At 38.6% G+C, this 26,202-nt stretch carries 20 protein-coding genes, 1 tRNA gene and 1 pseudogene; 7 read left to right on the forward strand and 15 right to left on the reverse strand.

The window, feature by feature from the left end:
- Positions 1-287: 287 nt before the first annotated feature.
- Positions 288-3,926: a gliding motility-associated C-terminal domain-containing protein gene (locus tag L2B55_RS15660; protein ID WP_237847114.1), complete on the reverse strand. Its 3,639-nt coding sequence runs from the start codon at positions 3,924-3,926 to the stop codon at positions 288-290.
- Positions 3,927-4,121: 195 nt separating this feature from the next.
- Here L2B55_RS15660 and L2B55_RS15665 point away from each other — a divergent pair, with 195 nt between their 5' ends.
- The gene (locus L2B55_RS15665; protein WP_237847115.1) at positions 4,122-5,444 is read left to right on the forward strand and encodes an IS1380 family transposase; all 1,323 of its coding nucleotides are present in this window, start codon (positions 4,122-4,124) and stop codon (positions 5,442-5,444) included.
- 95 nt (positions 5,445-5,539) lie between these two features.
- Here the strand turns inward: L2B55_RS15665 and L2B55_RS15670 are convergent, their stop codons facing one another.
- The 5 genes and pseudogenes from L2B55_RS15670 to L2B55_RS15690 form a co-directional block, all read right to left on the reverse strand.
- A complete protein-coding gene (locus L2B55_RS15670) occupies positions 5,540-5,890 on the reverse strand; it encodes a VOC family protein (protein ID WP_237847117.1) in 351 nt (116 codons plus the stop codon).
- A gap of 252 nt (positions 5,891-6,142) precedes the next feature.
- A complete protein-coding gene (locus L2B55_RS15675; RefSeq protein ID WP_237847118.1) occupies positions 6,143-6,613 on the reverse strand; it encodes a DUF1801 domain-containing protein in 471 nt (156 codons plus the stop codon).
- A gap of 191 nt (positions 6,614-6,804) precedes the next feature.
- Positions 6,805-7,341, reverse strand: a complete 537-nt coding sequence (locus L2B55_RS15680; protein WP_237847119.1) for a YSC84-related protein — start codon at positions 7,339-7,341, stop codon at positions 6,805-6,807.
- A 244-nt stretch (positions 7,342-7,585) separates the two neighbouring features.
- Positions 7,586-8,134, reverse strand: coding sequence for a dihydrofolate reductase family protein (locus L2B55_RS15685; protein ID WP_237847120.1), 549 nt, complete (start codon positions 8,132-8,134; stop codon positions 7,586-7,588).
- A gap of 96 nt (positions 8,135-8,230) precedes the next feature.
- Positions 8,231-8,350: pseudogene (locus L2B55_RS15690) on the reverse strand (type II toxin-antitoxin system HigB family toxin); the annotation flags it as partial.
- A gap of 86 nt (positions 8,351-8,436) precedes the next feature.
- Here L2B55_RS15690 and L2B55_RS15695 point away from each other — a divergent pair.
- From L2B55_RS15695 to L2B55_RS15715, 5 genes are all read left to right on the forward strand, one after another.
- On the forward strand, positions 8,437-9,063 hold the full coding sequence (locus L2B55_RS15695; RefSeq protein ID WP_237847121.1) for an RNA polymerase sigma factor: 627 nt from the start codon (positions 8,437-8,439) through the stop codon (positions 9,061-9,063).
- Between the two features lie 144 nt (positions 9,064-9,207).
- Entirely contained in the window at positions 9,208-10,332 is a 1,125-nt protein-coding gene (locus L2B55_RS15700; RefSeq protein WP_237847122.1) for a FecR family protein, read from the forward strand.
- Between the two features lie 196 nt (positions 10,333-10,528).
- Entirely contained in the window at positions 10,529-13,777 is a 3,249-nt protein-coding gene (locus tag L2B55_RS15705; RefSeq protein WP_237847123.1) for a SusC/RagA family TonB-linked outer membrane protein, read from the forward strand.
- 10 nt (positions 13,778-13,787) lie between these two features.
- Complete coding sequence (locus L2B55_RS15710) at positions 13,788-15,179, forward strand: RagB/SusD family nutrient uptake outer membrane protein (protein WP_237847125.1); 1,392 nt, start codon at positions 13,788-13,790, stop codon at positions 15,177-15,179.
- Positions 15,180-15,209: 30 nt separating this feature from the next.
- Positions 15,210-16,619, forward strand: coding sequence for a TlpA family protein disulfide reductase (locus tag L2B55_RS15715; RefSeq protein ID WP_237847126.1), 1,410 nt, complete (start codon positions 15,210-15,212; stop codon positions 16,617-16,619).
- 615 nt (positions 16,620-17,234) lie between these two features.
- Here the strand turns inward: L2B55_RS15715 and L2B55_RS15720 are convergent.
- Positions 17,235-17,519 carry a hypothetical protein gene (locus L2B55_RS15720; protein ID WP_237847127.1) on the reverse strand — a complete coding sequence of 95 codons (285 nt, stop codon included), beginning with the start codon at positions 17,517-17,519 and terminating at the stop codon, positions 17,235-17,237.
- Between the two features lie 516 nt (positions 17,520-18,035).
- On the opposite strand from L2B55_RS15720, the gene L2B55_RS15725 reads away from it, so the two are divergent.
- A complete protein-coding gene (locus L2B55_RS15725) occupies positions 18,036-19,538 on the forward strand; it encodes a Fic family protein (RefSeq protein ID WP_237847128.1) in 1,503 nt (500 codons plus the stop codon).
- Positions 19,539-19,955: 417 nt separating this feature from the next.
- Here L2B55_RS15725 and L2B55_RS15730 read toward each other — a convergent pair.
- The 8 genes from L2B55_RS15730 to acs form a co-directional block, all read right to left on the reverse strand.
- Positions 19,956-20,029 (reverse strand) — tRNA-Ala (locus L2B55_RS15730).
- Positions 20,030-20,228: 199 nt separating this feature from the next.
- Positions 20,229-20,900, reverse strand: coding sequence for an FAD-binding oxidoreductase (locus L2B55_RS15735; protein WP_237847129.1), 672 nt, complete (start codon positions 20,898-20,900; stop codon positions 20,229-20,231).
- Between the two features lie 38 nt (positions 20,901-20,938).
- On the reverse strand, positions 20,939-21,277 hold the full coding sequence (locus tag L2B55_RS15740) for a DUF4870 domain-containing protein (protein ID WP_237847130.1): 339 nt from the start codon (positions 21,275-21,277) through the stop codon (positions 20,939-20,941).
- 144 nt (positions 21,278-21,421) lie between these two features.
- Positions 21,422-22,552 carry a lipid-A-disaccharide synthase gene (gene lpxB, locus L2B55_RS15745; RefSeq protein ID WP_237847131.1) on the reverse strand — a complete coding sequence of 377 codons (1,131 nt, stop codon included), beginning with the start codon at positions 22,550-22,552 and terminating at the stop codon, positions 21,422-21,424.
- Positions 22,553-22,629: 77 nt separating this feature from the next.
- A complete protein-coding gene (locus L2B55_RS15750; protein ID WP_237847133.1) occupies positions 22,630-22,932 on the reverse strand; it encodes a hypothetical protein in 303 nt (100 codons plus the stop codon).
- A 15-nt stretch (positions 22,933-22,947) separates the two neighbouring features.
- Complete coding sequence (surE, locus tag L2B55_RS15755; RefSeq protein ID WP_237847134.1) at positions 22,948-23,718, reverse strand: 5'/3'-nucleotidase SurE; 771 nt, start codon at positions 23,716-23,718, stop codon at positions 22,948-22,950.
- Between the two features lie 171 nt (positions 23,719-23,889).
- Positions 23,890-24,042 (reverse strand): lmo0937 family membrane protein, encoded by a 153-nt coding sequence (locus L2B55_RS15760; protein ID WP_237847135.1) that lies wholly within the window; start codon positions 24,040-24,042, stop codon positions 23,890-23,892.
- Between the two features lie 192 nt (positions 24,043-24,234).
- Positions 24,235-26,136: an acetate--CoA ligase gene (gene acs / locus L2B55_RS15765; protein ID WP_237847136.1), complete on the reverse strand. Its 1,902-nt coding sequence runs from the start codon at positions 26,134-26,136 to the stop codon at positions 24,235-24,237.
- Positions 26,137-26,202: the final 66 nt, after the last annotated feature.

The raw sequence follows: 26,202 nt of genomic DNA on the forward strand, positions 1-26,202 counted from the left end.
GAATATAAGAAGAATAAACGATATAACCCCTGGAGTAGAGGCATTGTTACAAGGGTCATTTCCTCAGAAAGCCTTCGAGATTTTGTATATCCAGCAGCAGTCAGGGTAATTGCCTATTGAAATGGAAAGGTGTACCTGCGTGGAATCCAAAACTGTGCTAATTCCTTTTTCAAAGAACCTTATTATTGTTCAAGTAGAAAAAAGCCCCTTATCATATCAAATAAAGGGCTTTTTCAAGTAAAGTAGTGGAAAATACAGGAGTCGAACCGGAGACCTCTTTATTTTCCTCATCTTAACAGAGTGATTGATCCTGCGAGTTTTTTCCTTCCATTATTCGGGCTAATAACAAAATAATAAACACCTATCGGCACTTCTATACCTTTAAAGGTGCCATCCCATGCAGAGTAGTTTCCTTTTGCAACATAAACAGGCTGACCATACCTGTTAAATACCATAATATCGACATTGCCCCATGACTCAATGTATTTTATTTCCCATTTATCATTAACGCCATCTCCATTGGGAGAAAATACATTGGGAATATCCGGATTTCTCACATAAACTATAATATCATCCATTGCAGTACACCCTGATTCTGAATAAACAGTTACTGTATATTTAGTATCCTTTTCAGGAATTGCTACAGGATTAGGAATTGTATCATTGCTAAGCCCTATAGCAGGTGTCCATTTATATTTCATATTCTTATTTGGAGAAATCGCATTCAGTTTAACCTCTCCACCCTTTAATATGGTAACATCGTTACCGACATTAACTACAGGATTGGGATTAACAGTAAAAGTTTGACTTTTTTCTGCGCTGCATCCATCAACCGTTGTAAACGTATATGTAATTGTGTGTGTACCCAAACCTGCAATTTGGGGATCAAATAAACCATTAGGCGATACTCCAGGGCCTGAATACCTGAAATTACCACTAAATCCATAAATTTCTTTGGCTTTACACAAAAAAGGAGCATCATTAATACAAACATCCTTTATTGGGTTAAATTCAATTGCCGGTTTTCCTTTTATGGTAATCTGATGAGTTTTATCAGAAAAACAAAGCGTTCCGGAAAAAGCTCTCATCCTTACATCAATCAACTTAGGTGTTAGATTATGTGTTTCAGGATATTTAAAAACATATTTTCTACCACTTACTGTATCAGGTCTAAGCTCAACTAATTTATAAGCACTATTACCTGCGTGATCGGTTTCATCAAAGTACCATTCTAATCGAATCACTTTACCGGGACTAACGGTCGACTTATCTTCAAATGTAACTTCATCTCCACTACATACAGAGGCAATATTTGCAGTAAACTCAGAAACGGGACTTAATCCGTTTACGGTGAATTTCTTTTGCTTTGTGCTTACACAGCCCTTGTTTGAAGTAACGGTTAGTGTAACTGTAAACTCGCCATCTCGAGGATATAAATGGGTTGCGTCTCTGGTCGTGGCCGTGTTTTTGCTTCCTGATGCCGGATCTCCGAAATTCCAAAGAAAATTTAAATTGGAATCAGAGCCATCGGAGATAGATGTGATGTTCTTGAAATCTGCCGCTGCATCTGTAATACAAATATCGGGTGTTATAAAATCAGCAATTGGCATAGCGCCTACTGTTATCTCCTTAGATAAGGTATTTATACAGCCTAAATCCGTTTCCACGGTTAATTTTACAATGTATTTTCCTGCCTTGGTAAAAACATGAGTAGGGTTTTGCAGATTGGAATTATTAGCAGTTGAAAGTGAATCACCGAAATCCCATGTCCATTTTGAAATAGATCCTTCCGCTGTGATAGATTTATCAAAGAAACTTATTTCTTGACTTTCGCAGTTAGGCTGCGTTACCTGCGTTTTAACAACCGGAAGTTCCTTAATATGCACCGTTTTATTAAAGTGGGTTGCTGATGAGCAGCCGGTTTCTGATTCTACACTTAGCTTTACCTGAAAATCACCGCTTGAAGTAAAAATATGCGTAAATGGATCGGCATTTAACCTTACTTCCGGTGGAGTTCCATCTCCAAAATCCCAAATCCATCTTTTCAGGCTTTTACCACCACTTGTACTTTTGTCAATAAAACTAATTTCAGCTCCTTTACATTGCGGATTTATCACTTCGAAAGAAGCTACCGGTAAGTCAAAGACCTCATAGCTCAATTCTATCACTTCGTCAGCTGTACAAGCTATAGGATTAGGATTAACTACATGTGCTTTAATCGCATAAGTACCAGCCTGATTATAACTTATGGTTGGATTTACATAACTGTACTTATACAATGTTTCTCCATTAAAGGACTGTAAAACGAAATGAGCAGTTGGATTGGGATCAGTTACTAGTGTTCCATTACCTAAATCCCATTTCAAACTGGTAGTCTGATAAGGTAATATCAAAAACAAGTTAAATGGGGAATTTACACATCCTACTGTTAAAGGCTCTTTTGAAACTGCATTTGCAGGTTCAATAAATTTGCTTAAGTTTTTCAGATCCGCACCGGCCAGATAACCGTAAGATTCAAAACTTCCATAGCCATAAGCAATGGCTACAAAACCAATGTCGGCTTTAATTCTATGCGTTGGATTAATGTTAGAAGATTGGGTGACATCAACAATGATGTAGCTATACTCCTCATTAATTTTTATAAAATTGTTTACAACAAAAGCTGCTCCTTCAGGATTAGTGCCAAAACTTTCGCCATCTACTGTAAGAGTTGGCGCCCCGCTTGTTTTAATGATTATATTGATGTAGTGGCTTCTGATATTCGTTGGCGCACTAGGGGTCGAAACAGCCGAATAAACTGTTACATCTTTCAATGTTTGCTCTACCGGATTTAGAATCGTCATTTCCGGATCTCCTGGAAAGAGCACCCTGCTGCGGTTGTTCGGATTACAATTCTGAGATGTTTGAAACTGTGCAACACTTATGGGTTTATCAGCTTTAATAATGGTGCTGCTTTGGCTTTTAAACGTTATGATATCTCCTTTTTTATAAGGGTTATTTAACATATCGCCATTAGCAGAAGTAATAGAGCCGTTTACGTTTATAGTGGTATTATCTTCAGCAACCTGAACACGGTAAATATCCCAGCTTCCATTTAAGGTATTGTAAAATGGTGCGGCTACAAAGTTTTTCCCCCAGGCAGAAACCGGCAAAAGCTGCTGGTAAAGATTGTCCTGGCCTGATGCATTGTTGGAATTTACAGCATTTCCATCTTCACAAAAACCATTTTTCGAACTTCCCGAAAATACCGAGAACGGTTTACATCCGTTTACGGTCCTAAACTGCGATCCCGACAAATCGAACTGTGACTGATACTGATAAACATCTCCGGTATTTAAGGTTATTACAAAAGGCTGGTTGGCTTTATGTGATGAATTTCCCCGGCTGTCTTGAGTAGGAGTTACTTCAATTTCTGTTCCATCTTCTACACCAACAATGGTGAACTGCGAAGACCTTTTTTCGTTCTGGGCATCCTGAATTTGCACGTAGGAAATAGCATAATAGTTAAGTCCCAGTGTATTTGTTGGGTATACCAAACAGGCTGCTGAGCGGGCTGCATTGGAAATGTGCGAATAAACAATCACTGGTTTGTCAGATGTTACATGTATCGCTTTTCCCACCTCTACCCCATCCGAAGTACCAACATACAAATTATAGACTTTGGGATTGATTACAATGGATTTTGCTTCATTGGGTTGCAATGTTACAATGGAATCTAAACCAATGGCCTGAATTCGAACAATTGCAGCATACTCAGAAGTGATAAATAAGGTTAAACGTGAATTGGTACCATCGACGTGCCCCGCATATGGGACCCAAAAATCTGTTCCTTTATTAGAAGTACCCTGAGCATTACTTTTTAGGGTGAAAATGAAAATGAAAAAAAATAGCAAAGCAAGCCCATACGGTGAGATTCTCTCTCTCATATTTAGTTTAGGGTGATTTAGGTTAAGTCCCTAAAGTAAAAAAAACGGGGAATAAAGAGAACTTTGAAGTGACCATTCTGCAAACACTTCAAAGAACAAGCAGATTGCTTATGCTAACGGAAATGCTTAAACCCAGATTACGCAATAAGAATTTTCTAATGCGTAGCAATAGGAAAAAATGGATAAATTGCCTTAATGGAATTAGAAATTGGCTATACAGACAAGGAACTGACGCCCTGGGGCGGGATGGTTTTGCTTCGCAAAATGCTCGACAAGATCGGATTTGGCCAAAAGCTCACCGAGTGTGCTGATTTGCCGCAGCCGGGTTCTAATCGGGGATATGATGCAAAAACGATCATTGAATCCTTTATGGTCAGTGTGTGGTGTGGGGCCAATCGGTTTCTGCATACCGAAGTTACCCGTCACGATGCTGCCTTGGCTAAGATATTTGAGTGGAGGCGCACACCCGGTCAAGACACCCATAAGCGTTTTTTTGCCAAATTTAACCAGGCCATGAACCAACGGGTGAGTTGCCAACTGTATAGTTGGTTGTTTGAACAAGTACCGTTTGATAACTATACCTTGGATTGTGATTCGTCCATATTGACCCGCTACGGAACCGCTCAGCAGGGGGCCTGCAAAGGGTACAATCCGGTAAAGCCCGGCCGGATGTCGCACCATCCCTTAATGGCGTTTGTTGCCGATGTGAAGATGGTGGCCAATTTTTGGTTGCGCAGCGGCAACAGCAGTGCATCGGAAGGTTTTGTTCCTTTTCTGGAAGACACCCTTGAGAAACTGAAATCAAAGACGGTCAGTCTGATCCGCTTGGATAGCGGTTTCTACTCAAAGGGGGTGATGGAGTATCTGGAAGAAAAGCAACTGAATTATGTCATTGCTGCCCGATTTTATGAGCCCATCCAAACCCACATTTCTTCTTTGCAAACCTGGCTAAAACTGGATGAAGGCATTGAAATCAGTGAGATGAAGTACCAAAGCCCGCTTTGGGATCAACCTCGAAGGATGGTAGTGGTGAGGCAACGCTTGAAAGACAGGCCACAGGCTACGGGAAAAACCCTTCGGTTATTTGCTGAAGATGAACTGTACAATCAGTACCGATACAGCTGTTACGTCACTAATCTAAGCCTGTCCGGGGCAGAAGTGTGGCGTTTGTACCGCGGCAGGGCAGATGCGGAAAACAGGATCAAAGAACTGAAATACGACTTTGGGTTGGATAGTTTTAACCTAAAACAGTTTTTTGGTACAGAAGCCGCCCTCAACTTTGCCATGATTGCCTATAATCTCATGGCCATTTTCAGGCAATTTATCCTGCAAAGCAAGGTGCAGCACACACTCTCTACATTACGATATAAAACTTTTGCCATTGGAGCCTATTTTGAGCAGGATGGAGATCGGATGATACTCAAAATGGCCTTACATCTTAAACGACGGGAATGGTTCACCGGACTTTGGGCACATGCCAAATCATTCCAACATCCATTTGTCTTTTCTAATGCGTAATCTGGGTTAAATATAAATCCTGTCAGCAGCAATTGTAACAAGGTAGTATTAGCGCCTTTGTTTATCGTGGAAAATGTTGAAAGGAGAATGTTTTTTTACCATTTAGGTTTAATAAAACACAGTTCTGTTCCGTCAGGATCATTAAAGTGTAGAAACCGCCCGCCCTCTTCTTGTCTGTAAGTTGTCTTAATAGATAATTTCTCCAATTCAGATTTTGTTTCTTCAAAATTGTCTGTCGTGAAGCCAATTGAAACATTTCCAGAGCCTCCTCCATTCAGATTAGCTTCACTTGTTGGATGAAGCCCGATAACAATACCTGGTACGGTCAATTGTGCATAGTAATTCCCCCAACGCTTTTTTACTAGTAAGCCGATAGATTCGTAAAATGAAATGGATTTGTCCAAGTCCTTAACATTAATTGTAATATTGGACTCTTTTATTGTCATGGTTGTTAGACTTAAAGTTTAGGTTTATTTTATGGCACTGTGTCAAATTAGCAATATTGCCGTTAAGGGTTGCTGGTAATGTTCGGCTGATTTACGTAGTTGCCATCTTCATGAAGATAATCTGTCAGACTAAGATAAATGATAAAAGCACTGTGTAATTCAGTTCGGTTACACCGCAAAAAATTGTAATTACGACTGTGTGTAGGTTTAAGGTTGCAAGGCGAGTTGTCAAACGATTTTTGTCCAAATTATCTATTTTCTTTTCCTTTGGTCTTTAAAATTACTTTCATACATTTCAATCCACTCATCAGGTGTTATTTTAGAAACCAGTTCGCCGATAAGTTTATATGGAATGTCTTCCGGCTTTTTATAGCGCAAACAACTCTTGCCCATATCCAATTTTTTTGGAGATGCTTTGGCATGGGCTTCAGTAAACCAATTTAATAGTTTCGGATCAGCATATATACCCATGTGATAGACAGCAATAAAATTTTTCTGGGAGGCAAACCCCATAAATGGTAGGGGTAATTTTGGATCACAGTGATAGCCTGCAGGGTATTTGCTATGTGGCACTACGTAACCGGCCATGCCATAGCCCATACCTTCCTGAAAACCCTCGGAAATATTCTCTTTGATCACTTTTCTTAATTCAGCAAACGCTTTCTTCCTGTCTTCCGGAAGCTCATCTATGTACTGATCAACAGTTGTTGCTTTCGATTGCATAGGTCAATTTTTAGGAAGTTAAAATACGAAAAAACTGCAGCTACAGGGTGAGGTCTGTCTAAAATGGAGAGGCAATGCAAACTGCTTATCTCCAACAAAAAGCCTACATTTTCCGTCTTTCAACTTCAAATATAGGCTTTAAAGTATTTTTAAACGTTGAAGGGTCGAACCAGCCTCAGTTAATTTATATTTTACTTAGGCTCGAACTTGAATTTTTGACCTCCTACAGCGGCTTCATACATCAAACCTCCTTTTTGCTTTGTGAAAACCATAACGCCCTCCACGTATTTCGCATTTGCCGATGCCCCTGAAGCTGCAGCGACAGCTGAAACCTGTGCGGAAAATTCTATCTTATTTTTCTTGAATCGATCCATGGCTTTATTGTCTTCGAAGAAAATTACTTCCTGATATGCCTGCCCTCCGAATTGGAACCCAACGCTAACCTGAGATAGCTTGGCCATACCGATGAATTTTTCTTGTTCATAAACCGTACCTGTACCAGCAGCACCGCCAACCCCTACGCCTCCCTTACCAACATTGGGAAAGATTGCATATCCATATGCCTTGCTGAACAAGTCACTCATTTCCTTGTCAGCTTTAATGAATTCAGTCTTTGCATTTTGGCTATCTTCAACAATCTTCTGTTTCTTTGAATCTGATTGGGCATACACTGAGGTTATCACTCCAAACAACAATAGCTGGAGGGTAAGGCCTTTTATTGTTTTCATAATTCAAATGTTATTGCTTGAGTAGAAAGGTCCAATTCAACATCCAATATACTGAAAATAAGATACTTTTAAAATAATATCTAACGAACAACGCTTGCCTAAAGCAGGATAAAAACACCTGCGTCGTAGTCCGCCGTGGTGTAAGGTTATTGATACTATTTAAGAACTAAGCTGAATGAAGGGGAAAAGGAATCGGTTCGTTCTATTCTGTCCACGAAGTAGTGTAGGTCAATGTTTGAAAGCATTATATTGTCGGTTCATAATACAGCATAACTGCTCCGTTAATAAAGTTTTTAGACTTTTTGAGTTTGAAAATAGTCCTATCATTTATATTCTCAAATAACGGCAATCCTTTTCCTGCAATTACAGGATGAACACAAAGTTGGAATTCGTCAATTAAATTCAGGTTCATTAGCTGTATAATTAAACTACGACTGCCAACAAGAATGTCTTTACCTGATTGTTGCTTCAATTCTCTAACCAATTCTTCAATAGGTTTAGTTGCAAGTTCCGCACTGTCCCAGTCTGTATTCTTGAGTTTGTGAGAAAAAACAATTTTTGAAATTTTGTCAATTGCTCTAGCGAAGTCGTCCGCTGTTTTTTCACCTGATGGATTTTTTATTAGCTTCTGCCAATATTGCATTAGCTGATATGTTGTCCTTCCATAAAGGATAACGTCTGCACTGTCTAAAAGGTCAGCGTAATGTTGATGTATTTCTTCGTCCGGCAGCCCTGCTGTGTGGTCGCAAATTCCGTCAATTGTCATATTGATTGCCGCAATTACTTTTCTCATATTTTGTTCTTAAAGAAAGTAGACATTAACCCCTAAGTTCATATTCTTTAATCAAAGACTCTGCTGGAATATGTAACATTTCACTAAACCTTCTAATCATTGTAAGCGATCCACCTCTGCTATCAGGCGGTATTTATTTCCAACAAATTCGAATCTGGCCCTATCGCCTTTTATTATCTTAGCTTTAGGGAAGTCTGCAAGTAAATCTAAGCTTTTATTCCAATTTGCTAAATATTTGGCTTTTTACATTTAGTTGCATATAATTGATGCCTTGTTAATGAATTGATTAGCAGCAAAAAAATATGATAGCTTTCCGTACACTCTCTGATTATGAATTAACCGGTTTACTACAGCAAGGAGACCAGCATGCATTTGCTGAACTTTTTCAGCGATACAACAGGTTGCTGTTTGTTCATGCTCATAAACTGCTTAATGACAAGGAAGAAGCCAAAGACCTCGTACAGGAAGTATTTACCTCCCTTTGGGATAACCATGCAAACCTAACCATAAAGGCCAATTTTGCCGGATTCTTATATACCAGTATCAAAAATAAGATACTGGATAAAATTTCTCACAAAAAAGTAGAGTCTAAATATCTGGAATCCTTACAAGACTTTATTAATAAGGGTGAAGCACAAACGGATCACCTTCTCCGTACAAAACAGTTGCAATCACTTATTGAAATGGAGATTTCCTATCTCCCACCAAAAATGAGAGCGATATTTGAACTCAGCCGAAAGCTTAATCTTTCTCACAAAGAAATTGCGGCAGAACTAAATATTTCTGAAAAAACGGTTAAGAATCAAATAAATAATGCATTGAAAATTCTTCGCAAAAAACTAGGATTCTTTACCTACTTGCTCTTCATCATAAACCACTATTTTAACCTTTGCAGCTTACTCATTCTGTTTTTTAAAGGTTGGCGATAAGACTTTTTCATTGCTAAAAAGAGTGTTTGCGGAAATAAAATAAACGGTTAGTGTAAGCCGGCTATTTTTTTTCATTTTTATTTGGGCCCAGGTATGGTGCTTTCTCGTCTAAGTATTATAGTCGGATGATAAGACTGGTTTGAGATGAATAAGACAGATATAATACAATTGTTAGAAAAGTATAAAATGGGGCAGTGCACAGCGGAAGAAGTTGCATTACTTGAAAGCTGGTATCTGGAGCTATCGCAAAAGCCGAGTACACTTAGCCAAACTGAGGTAGAGGATGCTGAAAAGGAGATGTGGGATAACCTCAAACAACATATTGAACCGAAAACTGTTAGGTTATGGCCTCGAATTGCTATAGCCGCATCTTTAGCGTTTGCCATTGCTTTTGGCGGATATCTATATCTAAGTAATCAAAAGCAAAAAACAGAGCAAGCTCCCTCCTATGCAATCGATATTGCCCCTGGAAAGAATTCGGCTACACTCATTTTGGCCGATGGCAAGAAAATCATTTTATCAGATGCCACAAAAGGAGAATTGGCAAAAGAAGCCGGGGTGAGTATTTCAAAAACTGCTGAAGGGCAAATTGTGTATGAGGTAAAAGATATAAGCGATGTGTCAAATAGGTTAAATACGCTCTCTACTGCTCGGGGAGAAACCTTTCAGGTTCGTTTGCCAGATGGAACAATGGTAATGCTTAACGCCGCTTCCTCAATTAAATATCCTGTAAGCTTTGCTTCTCTTAAAACACGTAATGTTGAACTTAACGGCGAAGCTTATTTTGAAGTAACTAAAGATAAAACGCATCCTTTCATTGTAAAATCAGGAAATCAGGAGGTTGAGGTATTGGGTACGCATTTCAATGTTAATAACTATGCTGATGAAATTGGTATAAAAACCACATTGCTAGAAGGTTCTGTTAAAGTAGTTAATACTTTATCTCAATTATCAAATGTGCTTAAGCCAGGTGAACAAGCAGAGGTAAATGCGTTAGGGCAAATATCAGTGGATAAAGTTAACGTGAGCAAGGCCGTTGCCTGGACAAACGGAAAATTTGTTTTTGAAAATGAAAGCATTGAAAGCATTATGCGAAAATTAGCCCGCTGGTACGACGTTGAGGTAGTTTATACGAGTGATGTAAGCAATATTGCCTTTTCAGGAATAATGAGTAGGAATTCTTCTATTGCTGGAATCTTGAATAAGATTTCACATACCGGAGCTGTTCACTTTAAAATAGATGGAAGGAGGGTAACCGTTATGCCGTAAAACTACTCGATAGAACGGCTTACCATAAAAAACGGGAGTGCTTCGACCTACCCCCGTTTTAATGCCTGGTTTGCTGTATTAATTTTTTAGTGAGAAAATCAACCTATTAACAACCAAGCACTCAAAATTAATGAAAATTAACTTCATTCCAGAGGAGTACTGCTTTGACCGCAGATCCCTACAAATTTTGCGAGTTATGAAGATAACTATACTCATTCTAACACTCTTTTTGGTACAGGTCAGTGCTGCAACAAAAGCACAAATCACTTTAAAAGAGGATAGAATAACAATACAAAAGGCAATCGAATCCATCAGTGTACAAAGCGGCTATGATTTTATTTATTCTACAGCCGATTTTAAAAATCTGAATCCTATTCGCATACATTTAACTAATGCTACTATAGAAACTGCATTAAGTACCTGTTTTAAAGGCCAGTCGCTTGTATATGAGATTACCGACAAAACAGTTATCATTAAGAAAAAGCAGGTACAATTTCCAATCCCATCCCCATTACCTGTTAATGTTGACGAGATAAATGTAAAAGGCATTATTTTAGATGATAGAGGGCAGCCTTTAAGTGGCGTTAATGTGATCATAAAAGGCACTTCCAAATCTATGTCAACTGATGCTGATGGACGCTTTAGTATACGTGCCGAAATTGGGGGAACCCTTGTAATTTCCTGTGTAGGGTATAAAAAACATGAAATTCAGGTACAAACCCGAGAAATTATTCTGCAACTGGTTCAGGATATTGTCAATCTTGATCAGATACAAATCATTGCCTATGGAACCTCCTCCAAGCGCTTAAATACCGCCACTGTAAGTTCAGTTTCAGCGGAGGTATTGGCAACCCAGCCGGTAAACAATGTACTTACTGCATTAAATGGTCGTGTACCAGGAGTTCAACTGGTTCAAAGTAGTGGAATGGCTGGGTCTGGTGTTGCCATTAAAATACGTGGGGACAATTCAGGTGGGTTTTACGGTTCAAGTTCATCCGATCCCTTATATGTTATTGACGGGATTCCTCAGGCATCCGGAAGTCGTTATGACTTCCAGAATATTAATTCAAACGTAAGAGGGATGAATGGTTATACCAACATATTCAATACCTTAAACATGGAGGATATTGAGCAGATTGATATTCTTAAGGATGCCGATGCTACCGCTATTTACGGTGCTCGTGGTGCCAATGGAGTGGTGGTAATCACTACAAAAAAAGGAAAGCAAGGCAAAATCAAGGTAAATGTAAATCTTACGGCCGGAGCAGGTAAGGTAGGTCACTTTATTCCCATGCTTAACACCCAACAGTATCTGGATTTGAGAAAAGAGGCGTTTAAGAACGAGGGGATTACGCCTGACGCTGCAAACGCGCCTGATCTACTGAGCTGGGATCAGAATGCTTATACCGATTATCAGCGCTTATTATTGGGAGGAACAGCAGCTACGCGTACAGCAAATATAAATGCTTCGGGAGGTAGTGAATTCATCAATTATTATGTAGGGCTCAACTATCGTAAAGAAGGAACCGTAATTGCAGATAATCAGCATGTAAACAGGATTGGGGGGCTAATGAATCTGAACATTACTTCTCCCAACCGAAAATTTAACGCCTTGTTTTCTGCTAACTATGCACAGGAAAAAAGCAATCTGACTGCTGAGGATTTTATGAGTCTGATTTACCTGCCTCCTAATTTTAACTTGTATAAGACAGATGGCAGCTTGAACTGGAACAATAATTTCGATAATCCCTTGGCCTATTTGCGGAGTACTTACCATGCTACAAATACACTTTTTTCGGCAAATACCACTCTAAGCTATAAACTAGTAAGTGGACTAACCTTAAAAACCACCGCAGGTTATACTATTAGCCGATTGGAAAATGATCTTCAACTGCCTACTGCCCGATATAATCCGGTAAGTGCAAGGACAAGCTGGGCTTGGTTTGCCAAAAGTCCAACCAGCAATTACATTGTAGAGCCTCAGGCAGAGTATATTATAAAGGTCGGCCCGGGCAAACTTACAGCGCTTGTAGGTGGAACTTTCAGTGAATCGCTCTCTGAATCAACAACATTGAAAGGAGATAACTATACTTACGATACCCAGTTAAATAGTATAACCGGCGCAGGTTTGGTTACAACAGTGTACCAATATAATCAGTATCATTATGCCTCATTGTTCAGTCGTTTAAACTATGACATTAGCAACAAGTACCTGCTTAACTTAACCTACCGTAATGATGCATCATCAAGATTCGGACCTAATAACAGGTTGGCCAGTTTTGGCTCGGCAGGTGCAGCATGGCTTTTTTCTGAAGAAGAGCTCATTAAGGAGAAGTTGCCTTTCTTAAGCTTCGGTAAACTAAAAGCAAGCTACGGTACAACCGGTAACGACAGAATTAGTAATTACTTGTATACGCTCAATTATTCAACCGGAGGAGCTTACCAGAACATCAGTACATTATTGCCTTCATCTCTTGCTGCTAACCCCAACCTGAAATGGGAAAGCACCAAAAAGGCAGAATTAAACCTAAGTCTGGGATTTTTGAAAGACCGTATACTTTTTAATGGAAATATTTATCGGAACAGGTCGTCTAATTTGCTCAATTATACCGCTCTTCCTGGTCAAACGGGAACTTCAACCATCATTTCCAATCTTGATGCGGTTGTACAAAACCAGGGACTGGAATTGGAACTTAATACTAAAAATTTAGAAGGAAGAAACTTTAACTGGAGTAGCAGTTTTAATATTTCATTTGAGCGTAATAAACTGATTAGTTTTAATGATATCGCAAAAGCAACATTGGGTAGCGCTTTTGTAATTGGTGAGTCGTTAGACGCATTTATCTACAGAAATAAATTTAAGTATGACGGGGTAAACCCTGTAAATGGTTTACCAATTTATAACGATTTGGATGGACAGCCTGGCATGGGAACTAAGGATATGTACATAGCTAAGTTGGGCCATCCTTTTTATGGCGGATTGAATAACAGCTTTAGTTATAAAGGATTGACACTTGATGTTTTCTTTAAGTTCGAAAGCCGAAATGGGCCAACCAACCTTATACCGAACGATATAGCGCCTGGTGGGCTAATGAACCAAAACACTTCTGTATTGAACAGATGGCGGCAGGATGGAGATAGTGATACACGCTGGCCGCTTGCAGTTACAGGTTCCGGAGCAGAGAGCATTAGTTATGCGTACTTGCCTTATTCTGATTTTACCTATGGCAACATTAGTTATTTGAAGCTCAAAACAGCAAGCCTTAGTTATAATCTTCCACAAAGCTGGATACAAAAGGCCAAACTGCAAAGTGTGAAAATCAGCTTGCAGGGGCTTAACCTGTTTACCATTGCTAAGGATAAATATGTGCTGGATCCTGAATATGGATTTGGAGCATATCCCGGCTTGCGTACACTGGTATTAGGTATCAATTGTTCACTTTAATCCTGTTACAATGAAATTCGTACATAAAAATATAGGACTATATATCAGCTTAGTGGTTTTGCTTTTCGTATCTGTTTCCTGTGAACAGTTTGTTGACATTGACGCACCAAAAGGTGTGCAGGACAAGGAAACCACCTTTAGTAATGACGGTTCAGCAACAGCAGCGGTACTGGGATTGTATGCCTATTATGAAAACAAAATGGTGCCGCTTAACAACGCAACGGGTTTAGCAGCAGACGAACGGATGTCTACCAATGCTGCCGATGCAGAATTTTTAAACAACAGTATTACCATTGAAAATGCTGTTAACAGTTCCTCGTTTTGGAATATTCTTTATGCCCAAATACGGAACTGTAATCTGGCTATAAATGCAATGGACAAATCTCCGACCTTAAGTCTACCAGTAAAGAGCCAGTTGACAGGGGAAGCAAGGTTTATGCGGGCCTATATGTATTTCAATCTGCTTAATCTTTATGGTGGTGTTCCCCTCTCTTTATCTGCCGTAGGAACAGAGAATGCTACGTTGCCCAGAAATACCGAGGAGGAGGTCTGGGGACAAATATTTACCGATTTACTGGCTGCAAAGTCATTGCTGAAGCCTGAATATCCTTCGGCTGACAAGGCAAGAGCAAATAAATATGCCGTTTCTGCTTTATTGGCAAGGGCATATCTTTATCATAAAGAGTGGGCCAAAGCCGAAGCCGAAGCTACAGAAGTGATTGAGTCTGGGGTGTATAGCTTAAGCAGCCCTGCCGCAACTTTTAAGAAGGGAAGTACAGAAACGATACTTCAGCTATCTACCCAAACAGGCAGAAGTTCCCTTGTTACCAACAATGTTCCTGCGAACCCGGCGATCACTCCCAGATATTTCCTAAGACCTGGTTTCGACTTGGCCTTTGAGAAAAATTCGGGTGGAGTTGATGATGCCCGTAAAAGCAATTGGACTGGGAAGAATAATGCCGGTATCTATTACAGTTATAAGTATAAAGTACTGACAGGCAGCGGCGATGAATATACCATTCTCTTCAGACTGGCTGAGCTTTATCTCATACGCGCAGAAGCAAGAGCTCAGCAATCTAAATTAATCGGTCCTAACAATGCCGAAAGCGATCTGAATGTGATCAGAACTCGCGCAGGTCTGGATAACAAGCTGAATCTGAACAGGGCGGCGATGCTGGCTGCTATAGAACAGGAACGTAAAGTAGAGTTGTTTGCAGAATACATGCACCGCTGGTTCGATTTGAAGCGCACCGCTGGCAGTACAGATAATACCAAAACCAGGGCCGATGAAGTTTTATCTGCATTAAAGGGTGCTTTTTGGCAACCCACAGATAAACTGTTCCCTATTCCTTCTGTTGAGATTGTACATAATCCTGCACTTATACAAAACCTGGGTTATTAATTAAGTATTGATTAAAAAGAATTTAAGACGATGATTAAAAAGATATTAGGAATGCTATCATTTTGCTTATGCACAATTATGACATTCGCTCAAAAAAATGAAGTTAAGGTTGTTCTTGACATCGCCCCAATAAAGGCCGACTCCATGTGGGCAAACCCTGAAGGCGGGGATATTGTATTTGCAAAAGCCAATAAGGCAGGAAAATACGTGTTTACATTTAAAGTGGATAAAGTATTACCGGTAAGGGTAGGCATCGATCAACCTAAAAAAGCACAACTGTTTTTGTTCCTTGAGGAAAATGATCAGTTGAGTATTAAAACAGACTTTGAGAAAAAGACAAGTATCTCAGGCAGAGGTGCAGAAAATAACAAAGTGCTTTATGACTACATGAGCGTTTATATAGAGACATATAACAAGCTGGATGCCAAGGGAATGTCGCCACAGGAATACTATGACATGGGCAATAAGCTAGACCAAACATCAATAGACATGTTAGAGGCCAATAAACAGAAAGTTACCCCCGGCTTTTATAATTATCAGTCGGTGGCTCTTGCTTACCAGAAATTAGGCCAGTATATCATGCTCCCTTATTATTATCACTTGGGTTTTGGTAAAAAACTGTCTGAAATTATCCCAGCGGATTTCTGGGCCCTTGACAGTCAGGTTAAAATGGATGAACAGTTGCTGAGTAATAACACCTACAAGGGTTTCATGAGAGGTAACTATCCAATATACATGAGATGGCGTGAGCTTTTTAAACAGGGCAAACTCGATAGTTCATTTTCTCGCGAGCAGAATAAACAGTTGGAATATAGATTGATTGAAAAGTACTACACGGGAAAGATACGTAGTATGGCACTTACTAGCGCTATTAAGGGCGCTATAGAAGTTGCCAAAGATATAGCGACTGTAAAACCACTGATGGATGAGTATTTAGCCAAGTATGCCGGCGCAGAGGAAGCTAAGGAAATAAAGAAAACTTATGAGACAAGGATTAATCTGTCGGCAGGGAAAGTGCCGCCTTTCTTTACTCTTAAAGATTTAGCTGGCAAAGACGTAACCTTGAAAGATTTCGCCGGCAAGGTCGTTTACATGGATTTTTGGGCAAGCTGGTGTACACCTTGCAGGTTTGAAATGAAGAATGGCAGCCCTAAACTGCATGAAAAATTTAAAGACAATAAGGATGTAGTGTTTCTTTACATCAGTATTGACAGTAAAACCGAACCTTGGAAAAAGGCTATTGCCGATGATAAAATAGAAGGGATTCATCTGCTTTCATTAGGAGGAAACAACAGTCCGGTTGCAAAGGCATTTGGAATCAGTGGGGTTCCTCGATATATCATCATTGGGAAAGATGGTAAAATATTTGACAATGATGCACCACGCCCAAGCCAGGATATCACTCCGGCAAAGATTAAAGAAGCTTTAAATGCAAAATAGGCTGTAAAAGATTCTCATTTGCAAACAATTAACTTAACAATTTTTCTTTCCTGACCATTCAACAAACAATCAATAACCAATCTGGGGTCAGCAATGGCCCCTTTTCAACAAAGTTTGCGTCAACAAGAACTGGCCAATAAATCTTATTCCTATTGCGCGAAGTGTTGGAAGAGTGGCGCAGACTGGGAGCGCGCCACCTCCCCTACTTATAAACTTTTCCAACAATAGAAAAAGATCTTTTCTTCATAACCTAAATCAATAATGGGAGCCGTAATGGCTCCCTTTTTTGTAATAAGTAAGGGGGCAAGTCAAAGGCCTTTTCATTGAAGTCGAGATTCAGTAATAACTGGCAACTTGATTTTTTGCACGAGTCCATTGAGTCTTAAAATAATCGCTATTTAAAGGCATTGTTGAGTCAGAAAATAAAAATGACTCTTACTTTTTTTGGCGGTCATTAGAAATTGAGGCTAATGACTTTTTTGGGTTAAACGTATTTTTCACGTGCCTTCGGCAAGCACTTCTTGTTGTGTGTCATGAAATTGAAAATATGTTGTCACCCTTGAAGATAGGCTGTTTTGGTTTATTTATTAAAACGAAAAAAAGCCAGACACATGATCAAGAGTTAATTTTGGCTTCTGCTTGGAATTTAGGAAGTCCCATCGACTTATTTACATCTACTTCATAGCAGAAGTTTTTAGCATATTGTCCGGCGTTTTTGTCAAGGAATTGTTGAACTTCCTGAGCATTTTCGGCCTCCCAAAGGCAGGTACCAGTTTTGCCATCCGTAGCAGGAAAAACTCCATGTAATTTTAAATTGTTAGGCAGTTTTTTTGTAATTTCTTCTGCAGCGCCCCAGAAGCTTTCTGGATCACTGATGTTGTGATGAGCAATAACTAACATGGTTTTTAAGATTAAAATTGACAATGGAATGGAGCTTCTTAATTAATACCTTGCAACAAAGAGATTAATCAATAGAAAACTACATTAAAAAAACAGTCTTTATATTTGCCAGTTTTTTCCCTGTAGGCATGTTCTTGTATTTTATTAAAGTTAATCATTTTTAACCTAAATATCAGACTATTAATCTCCTACAAACAATCACCGAATCCTAGTATCCTTATAGCCCAGACTGCTCCTTTTCAATTAATTCCATATAAGTTTACATCAAATGGATGATCTTATCAATTCTATAATTTAATATGAAATTGCAATCACTGCCTGCCATTTCGGCCAGCTATAATCATTTTACAGTAGTTGGCCCAGTTATTAAATCATTTTACCTTGTTGGTTTATGAATTACAATAACATTCACCGCTTTTTGCTAAAATACTATATCAAATAATTGTTTTACCGTATATTTATATAATTAAAATTAAATTACAGTATAAAAATCAATTTTACCGTAACCAATAACACATGGCACTAAGAACTGTTGGCAATTTATGGCTACGGGAGCATTTCAATCTCAAAAAATACCGCCTGACACATTATTCATACATAGGTAGTAATGAGAAAGTAAAACTGAATATACAAGGAGAAGTCAGTCAAATTTACGGAAGAAAATATGCACCTGACAATGATACACCTTTAGCTCATATTGTTTTCTCATTAAAATACGATGATTTAGATCTTCCATTTCTAAAAGCAGTTTTCAATCAGCTTAGTCCACAGGAAATTATAGATTTTATTTCGGCATCCCCATCAGGCAAGTACGCGCGTAAAATCGGTTTCTTATATGAATTTCTTTTGGGTATAGAATTAGATCTGCCTTATCTAATTTCGGGTAACTATACCGACCTGCTGGAGGAAAACGAATATATAACAGGCCTGGTCATAAAAGATAGCCGTTGGCGGATTAATAACAACTTATTAGGTACTTCTATATTTTGCCCGGTGATCAGAAGAACGGCTGTTTTAAATCAACTACTAAGCACAGATATTGGATTGCAGATCGAAAACTTAAAGGCAAATTATTCAGCGGACGTTTTTCGGAGGGCTACCAATTATTTGTATAGTAAAGAAACCCGCTCCTCATATGAAATAGAAAAGGAAAAACCATCGGCAGAGCGGATGAACCGATTTATCGCCCTATTAATGCAAGCAGGCAGGGAGCCAAGCGAACAAATGCTTAGTGAAGCAAGTTTGACCACGTTACAAAACTCGATTGTTGACCCACGCTTTGCTTCTCCCGGCTTTCGGGATTTTCAAAATTATATCGGCCAATCATTACCTTATGGCAATGAGCTAATCCATTATATCTGTCCGCCACCACAATATTTGGCCTCATTAATGGATGGGCTAAAGATAATCGCAGATAAAACAGAAGGTACATCCCCTATCATAAGAGCCGCAATAATCGCTTTTGGATTTGTGTTCATTCATCCATTTGAGGATGGAAACGGACGATTGCACCGTTTCCTGATACACGACATGTTGGTTAGGGATGGCGTGGTGCCGGATGGTTTAATTATTCCGGTATCCGCTCACATGCTCAACAATATGCAGGAATATGATGGGGCATTGGAGCAATACTCCAAGCCACTAATTCAGCAGATCAGTTATACAAAAAAAACAGATGGAACATTAGAGGTCACTAATCCTGAAGAAGTCGAAGCTTATTTTCGTTATCCTGACCTAACAGTGCAATGTGTTTTTTTAGCTCAAACCATACAGGAAACCATCAACCAGGATATGCCGGAAGAGTTAGAATTTATACAGTACTACGATGAATTGAAACGGGAGTTGCAGAACATTGTTGATATGCCGGATAAAGATATTAATTTGATGATTATGTTCTTACATCAAAATAAAGGCACGTTTCCTAACAGGCGGCGCAAAGACTTTGCTAAATTAACGGAAGAAGAAATAGCAAGTATGGAAACTGCTTATAAGGACATTTTTATTGACAACGATAAATAAGTAGTCGTTGTTTTACTGGAATGCATGAGTTAGGACACTTTTTATAGCATTCTTACAAACCAAATTCTTGATTCTTTCTTATAGCTAAGATACTTTAACCAATCATTACTTGCTTATGTATTTTTTGCAACTACCGGATTACAGCCCTACTTACGGTAAAAGTAGGGATACTTGATCCGGAATATCCAGTATTTTGAGCTCATTCGACGCAGCGCGCAAATTGTAGCAGCTATTGCGTAAATACCGAATTAATTATGCTTAGGTAATAAGCTATTATGACTAAAAAACGTGCAGTTTCTGTTTTTTAGGCAGGTGGTAATGAAGAAAACTCAATAAAAAATCAAGGAAAGTGTTGGACTAATGTTGGACTAAAATAAATCAGGCTTTCAGAATTACTCTAAAAGCCTGATTATCAGGTGGAGAATACCGGAGTCGAACCGGTGACCTCTTGCATGCCATGCAAGCGCTCTAGCCAGCTGAGCTAATTCCCCATGAATATATGTACACTGACAAGTGTAAACCTGTCTTCCTCTTTCGGGACTGCAAAACTAAAAGTTCAACGCAATAATCCAAAAATTATTTAAGCTATCTGAATAAATAATTTTGGAGCACTTTACTCACAGTTTACCCTTGATTATCGACTTAACACAACCATCGACATTAACCATTAATAATCAGACAAATAAAAACCTACCTTTCAAAAACCAATGATTCAGCATTCGCACCTAAATCTTCCAGTATTTTACAAATATCAGTGATGAATTTTTCTGGCCCACAAACATAAAAATGCTGTGAAAAGTTTTTAACTGTTTCTTTCAGGTAGATTTCATCGATATATTGTTCTTTAAAACCCACTACATTCTCACGAGTAAACACTTTATAAAAGTCAGAACCAAGCATTTCGGTTAATTCATTATCGAGTATTACATCATGGGAGGTTTTATTAGAAAAAATCAAGGAATTGCCGGGAAGCATTCCTTTAACTTTCAAACTTCTTAAAATAGCAATAAATGGAGTAATCCCCGCTCCTCCGGCAATAAAAACACCAGTCCCTTTATATTCAATTGTTCCCCACGGATCACCAATAATCAATTCAGTGCCAGCATTAATTTTACCCAACTCATTGGTTACACCCTTATGATCCTCGTAAATTTTAATAATAAACTCCAGGTAATCCCATTGATTTAAACTGGTAAATGTAAAAGGTCGTTTTTCATCCTCCATACCCGGCAAGTTTATTGAAACTTCAGTTGCCTGTCCAGGTTCAAAAACAAAGCCGGCAGGTTTTTCAACCCTAAAGCGTTTTACATCATGGGTGATATATTCGGCCGATATTATTTTAACAGTATGTTGCTGTTCCATTATAAGTTAGATTTAAAAAATAGAGATAAACAGAATACCTATTTCAAAAACTTAATAGTTAATGGATAATTATAAAACTCGCCATTTGATGCCTTAACAGCACCAATAATTGGAAAAATAACGGTTAATAATCCTATAAGTACCAATAGACCAATACCTATAAGCAAAAGGATGAGGATGCAAGAGATAACTACGTAGATAAAAAAGCTGATCTGGAAATTGATGATCTCCTTTGCATGATCTTCCAGATTCATTACTTCATCTTTTTTCATTTGCCATAACAACATGGGTACCAACAAACCTCCAAATGGAAATACAAAATTAGCCAACTGACTTAAATGGGTAAGCATTATGAACTGCTTGTCTTCACGTAGCATATTTATCGTATTAGATGATTCTTAACGCATTCAAGATAACTAATTTTAAACATTTGGTTGCATCAACTAAAAAGAAAATCCCGGCGATGAATCGCAGGGATTTTCTATGTATTTGTAATTAAAATGAGGTATTGTCTTAGCTAATTAAACAGACACACTCTTGTTTTCACTATTGATGTATTTAATAATGAGTTTTGCAGTTCGCTCAGATGCTCCAGGATTACCCATTATGCGATCAAGTTCATCATAATTATAAAGCATCTTGGCTCTATACTGCTTGTCATTTAAAATATTGTTTAATTCAACCTGTAAGTTTTTTTCATTGCAATCCTCTTGAATCAACTCTTTAACCACCAATTTATTGGCAATCAGATTCACCAGAGAGATAAACTTAATTTTGACAAGAGCTTTCGCAATGGCAATACTTAAAGAATTGCCTTTGTAAACTACAATTTGGGGAACATTTAGCAAAGCTGTTTCCAATGTTGCCGTACCTGAAGCTACTATGGCGGCTTCGGCATTGTTCAGTAAATCATAAGTTTGTCCAAAAACGACAGGAATATTTTTCCCGGCCTTGTATTGCTCATAATAATCTGCAGCAAAGGTAGGAGCTCCTGCAATTACAAATTGTTTATCCGGAAAATGCTCTTGCATTTTCACCATCTCTGGCAACAAACGTTCAATTTCTTGTTTGCGGCTGCCTGGTAATAAGGCTACAATTGACTGAAGTTCTAATTTATTCTCAGCTATAAAACCTGGATTGAATGAATATCCAGAAATAGCATCAAGTAAAGGATTGCCAACATACTCAACTTGCATTCCCCATTTGTTATAAAAGTCAACTTCAAATGGCAGAATGCAGAACATATGATCGACCACTTTCTTTATTTTCAACACCCTTTTTTGATTCCATGCCCAAACTTTAGGTGAAATATAATAGTGCACTTTTATGCCATTATGCTTGGCAAATTCAGCTATTTTCAAGTTAAAACCAGGAAAATCAACCAGTATCAAAGCATCAGGGCGATGTTTAATCAAATCGGATTTACAATCAGAAAGATTTTTCAGAATCTTACGAAGATTCACCACTACCTCAACAAAGCCCATAAAGGCCATTTCTTTGTAATGCTTTTTGATATTTTCACTTTCCTGAAGCATCAAATCTCCTCCCCAAAAGCGAAATTCAGCAGTAGGATCCTCAACCTTTAAGGCCTTCATCAAATTGGAGCCATGTAAATCTCCCGAAGCCTCACCGGCAATAATATAGTATTTCATTTAATTTCTTTCCATAATCTGTCCAAAGCCAATGTCCTACTATGACCTATAGCTATGAACCAATGACTTTTCTTTTATTAACCTTTAAAGAAAAAAACGGCCAAAACAACCACAAAAGAAACCAAAAACACACCTTTACCGGTATTATTGATCTCTTTCTTAAAATAGTAACGCACTAGGAGCAGATTTACAATCATTCCAAGCAGGTAAACTGATGAATCCCTGATTCCAAGTTTATCTCCCAAATGTATAAACTCAACCAAAAAAAAGGTTAAAGCCGGAATTATGGCCCCTAATCCTAATCCTAATAGAAAGTTATCTTTTGAAAACAGTCCGCTTGAAGGGTTCTGTCCAGAGGGTATTTGTAAATTTTCGCTCATACACCAATCTAATAGTTAGACATTAAAATTCCAATTCTTTAAGATGGGAATTGCATTATATGAAGTAAAATCAAAATGAATTGGAACCACCGATGCGAAACCTTTATTAAGCGCATATTCATCAGTATCCTCTCCTTTATCATTCAAAACAAATTTTCCGGTAAGCCAAAAATATTTCCTGCCATTGGGGTCAATACGCTCATCAAATTCTTCTTCCCATTTTGCAATTGCCTGTCTGCACACTTTTAATCCTTTTATTTCCTTTCCTGCCGGAAAGTTTACATTCAACAATGTCCCCACAGGTAATTCGTTTGCCAATATTTGACGTGCAATTTCTGCAACAAAAGGCCTGGTGGCTGAAAAATCTGCGTCCTGCCTGAAATCACCTAAAGAAAAGCCTACTGACGGTATTCCTTCAATAGCGCCTTCCATTGCGGCCGACATAGTTCCAGAGTAAATTACATTAATTGATGAATTAAACCCGTGGTTGATACCTGAAACCAACAAGTCTGGCTTTTTGTGCAGCACCTTATTCACGGCCAACTTCACACAATCAACCGGTGTTCCTGAACACTGGTACATCTCCACACCTTCATAAATATTCACTTTATCAAGACGCAAAGGTTTGGCAATGGTAACGGCGTGTCCCATTGCCGATTGCGGACTATCGGGAGCAACAACCACTACATCTCCCAATTCCTGCATCAGTTCAATAAGCACTTTAATACCCGGAGCAGTTATTCCATCATCATTTGTAATTAATATAGTAGGACGATGTTTAGTCATAATCTTATAAAATTTGAATCGATGCGAAAATAAGGATTAAGCAATAGAATGATAAATCCAATCCCTATTTCAATAGATTAAAACCCAAGGATAAATTATTAAAGGTATCCAACAAAAAAGGCCCATAAGGGCCCAAAATAAACCAAGAGTAACTGTTATAATGACATGGCATTAAACGCTTCTTTCTTTTAAAACATTAAGCACGATTGAGATTATTCCCAATACCAGCATCAAATGAATGATACTTCCTGCCGAATAAACAAAAAAACCTAAAATCCATCCGATTATCAAAATTACCGCCACCAGATACAAAATGCCGTTCATCACTAAAAATTATAAAAATATTGTAGGACATTGAAATAATGATGCCAAAATGCTGTTCCTAAATTAAACTATTGTATTTAATGGCGCACCAAACTTTTCCATTATTTTCCTACAACCTCTAAATGAGAACATTGAGAAATTACTTCCCCAAAACATCAACAAAAAAGGAGCTTTAAAGCTCCCTTCTATTTTTTACATAATTACACCTGCTTTTATTTCCTCAACAACAGCAGGATCTAGCAATGTTGAGGTATCTCCAACATTGGCAAGATCTCCTTCAGCAACCTTGCGCAAAATACGACGCATGATTTTACCTGAACGTGTTTTCGGCAATCCGCTTACAAACTGAATTTTATCAGGTTTGGCAATCGGGCCAATAATGCGCGAAACAGTCATTAGGATATCCTGTTTCATTAAATTAGCATCTGCAGGTGTTTTTTCGGTGATAACGTAGGCATAAATACCTTGTCCCTTAATATCATGTGGAAAACCAACAACAGCCGATTCCACCACACCCGTATGCATATTGATTGCATTTTCCACCTCTGCTGTTCCAATCCGGTGACCGGAAACATTGATCACATCGTCTACGCGACCAGTAATGCGGTAATAACCGTCTTCATCACGCATGCAACCATCACCAGTAAAATACAAATTCTCGTAAGTTGAGAAATAAGTTTTACGACAGCGCTCATGGTCACCATAAGTAGTTCGGATCATTCCAGGCCAAGGGAACTTGATACATAAATTACCTGAAACCCCGTTACCCTCAATTTCATTGCCTCTTTCATCAACTAAACAAGGTTGCACACCAGGCAATGGCAGTGTTGCATAACCAGGTTTCAACGGAGTTATATTTGAAATTGGAGAAATAAGAATACCACCTGTTTCGGTTTGCCACCAAGTATCCACAATCGGACAACGTCCCTTGCCAATATGCTCATGAAACCAGTGCCAAGCCTCCTCATTAATCGGCTCTCCTACTGATCCAAGCTTAGTCAATGATGACAGATCTTTCTTCTCTACATATTTCAGTCCTGAAGCCATCAATGAGCGAATTGCCGTTGGAGCTGTATATAAGGTTGTAACTCTATGTTTTTGAACAATATCCCAAAAACGTCCCGGATCAGGCCAAGTAGGAATACCTTCAAACATAACAGAAGTTGCTCCGGATAATAATGGTCCGTAAACAATATACGAGTGACCTGTAATCCACCCGATATCTGCAGTACAGAAGAAAATCTCGGGCTGTTGGTATTGAAATACGCTTTCAAATGTGTACTGAGCAAATACCATATAACCACCGCAGGTATGCAGTACACCTTTTGGCTTGCCGGTTGAACCGGATGTGTATAAAATGAATAAGGTATCTTCTGCATCCATTGGCTCGGCTGGACAATCAGCGTTAACAGTTGCCAATTCTTCATCCCACCAATAATCTCGACCGCGCTGCATATAAACAGGAGTTTTGATTTTGGTATAAACAATAACTTTTTTTACAGAAGGACATAATTCCAAAGCATCATCCATTACCGATTTAAGCGGTATTTCTTTATTTCCACGTACGCCACCATCAGCTGTAATAACCATTGTTGCTTGTGCATCCTGAATCCTGTCGGCAATTGAATGAGCCGAAAACCCACCAAACACTACTGAATGTATAGCTCCGATACGAGCACATGCCAATACCGCAATAGCCAACTCAGGAATCATCGGCATATAAATACAAATACGATCACCTTTTTTAGCACCGTGCTTCTTCAACACGTTGGCAAAGCGACAAACCTTCTCATATAACTCACGATAAGTATATTTTACGGTTATATCATTCGGGTTATTAGGTTCCCAAATGTAGGCTACGGTATTTCCATTCTTTTCAAGGTGTCTGTCAAGGCAGTTTTCAGTAATGTTCAACTTACCCCCTACAAACCATTTCACGTTAGGTTCGGCAAAATTCCAATCAAGCACCTTATCCCATTTCTGTTGCCAACGGAACGTACCGGCAATGTCCGCCCAAAAACCTTCAGGATCCTCAACACTTTTTTTGTACACCTGTTGGTATTCTTCAAACGAACTGATTTTAAAGCTACTCATAAATAATAAATTGGGCTGAAAATTTAATAATAATTACAACAAAGTTTTGCAACTATAAAAAACTAT

The sequence above is a fragment of the Solitalea lacus genome, from assembly GCF_022014595.1.
Lineage (GTDB): Bacteria > Bacteroidota > Bacteroidia > Sphingobacteriales > Sphingobacteriaceae > Solitalea > Solitalea lacus.

Excerpts from the sequence above, each read along its gene's own strand:
- acs (WP_237847136.1), bottom strand. The coding sequence starts at position 26,136 with ATGAGTAGCTTTAAAATCAGTTCGTTTGAAGAATACCAACAGGTGTAC.
- L2B55_RS15700 (WP_237847122.1), top strand. The coding sequence starts at position 9,208 with ATGAATAAGACAGATATAATACAATTGTTAGAAAAGTATAAAATGGGG.
- L2B55_RS15675 (WP_237847118.1), bottom strand. The coding sequence starts at position 6,613 with ATGCAATCGAAAGCAACAACTGTTGATCAGTACATAGATGAGCTTCCG.
- L2B55_RS15715 (WP_237847126.1), top strand. The coding sequence starts at position 15,210 with ATGATTAAAAAGATATTAGGAATGCTATCATTTTGCTTATGCACAATT.
- L2B55_RS15660 (WP_237847114.1), bottom strand. The coding sequence starts at position 3,926 with ATGAGAGAGAGAATCTCACCGTATGGGCTTGCTTTGCTATTTTTTTTC.
- L2B55_RS15760 (WP_237847135.1), bottom strand. The coding sequence starts at position 24,042 with ATGAACGGCATTTTGTATCTGGTGGCGGTAATTTTGATAATCGGATGG.
- L2B55_RS15725 (WP_237847128.1), top strand. The coding sequence starts at position 18,036 with ATGGCACTAAGAACTGTTGGCAATTTATGGCTACGGGAGCATTTCAAT.
- L2B55_RS15680 (WP_237847119.1), bottom strand. The coding sequence starts at position 7,341 with ATGAAAACAATAAAAGGCCTTACCCTCCAGCTATTGTTGTTTGGAGTG.
- L2B55_RS15705 (WP_237847123.1), top strand. The coding sequence starts at position 10,529 with ATGAAGATAACTATACTCATTCTAACACTCTTTTTGGTACAGGTCAGT.
- surE (WP_237847134.1), bottom strand. The coding sequence starts at position 23,718 with ATGACTAAACATCGTCCTACTATATTAATTACAAATGATGATGGAATA.
- L2B55_RS15750 (WP_237847133.1), bottom strand. The coding sequence starts at position 22,932 with ATGAGCGAAAATTTACAAATACCCTCTGGACAGAACCCTTCAAGCGGA.
- L2B55_RS15735 (WP_237847129.1), bottom strand. The coding sequence starts at position 20,900 with ATGGAACAGCAACATACTGTTAAAATAATATCGGCCGAATATATCACC.
- L2B55_RS15685 (WP_237847120.1), bottom strand. The coding sequence starts at position 8,134 with ATGAGAAAAGTAATTGCGGCAATCAATATGACAATTGACGGAATTTGC.
- L2B55_RS15665 (WP_237847115.1), top strand. The coding sequence starts at position 4,122 with ATGGAATTAGAAATTGGCTATACAGACAAGGAACTGACGCCCTGGGGC.
- L2B55_RS15710 (WP_237847125.1), top strand. The coding sequence starts at position 13,788 with ATGAAATTCGTACATAAAAATATAGGACTATATATCAGCTTAGTGGTT.
- L2B55_RS15720 (WP_237847127.1), bottom strand. The coding sequence starts at position 17,519 with ATGTTAGTTATTGCTCATCACAACATCAGTGATCCAGAAAGCTTCTGG.
- L2B55_RS15670 (WP_237847117.1), bottom strand. The coding sequence starts at position 5,890 with ATGACAATAAAAGAGTCCAATATTACAATTAATGTTAAGGACTTGGAC.
- L2B55_RS15695 (WP_237847121.1), top strand. The coding sequence starts at position 8,437 with ATGATAGCTTTCCGTACACTCTCTGATTATGAATTAACCGGTTTACTA.
- L2B55_RS15740 (WP_237847130.1), bottom strand. The coding sequence starts at position 21,277 with ATGCTACGTGAAGACAAGCAGTTCATAATGCTTACCCATTTAAGTCAG.
- lpxB (WP_237847131.1), bottom strand. The coding sequence starts at position 22,552 with ATGAAATACTATATTATTGCCGGTGAGGCTTCGGGAGATTTACATGGC.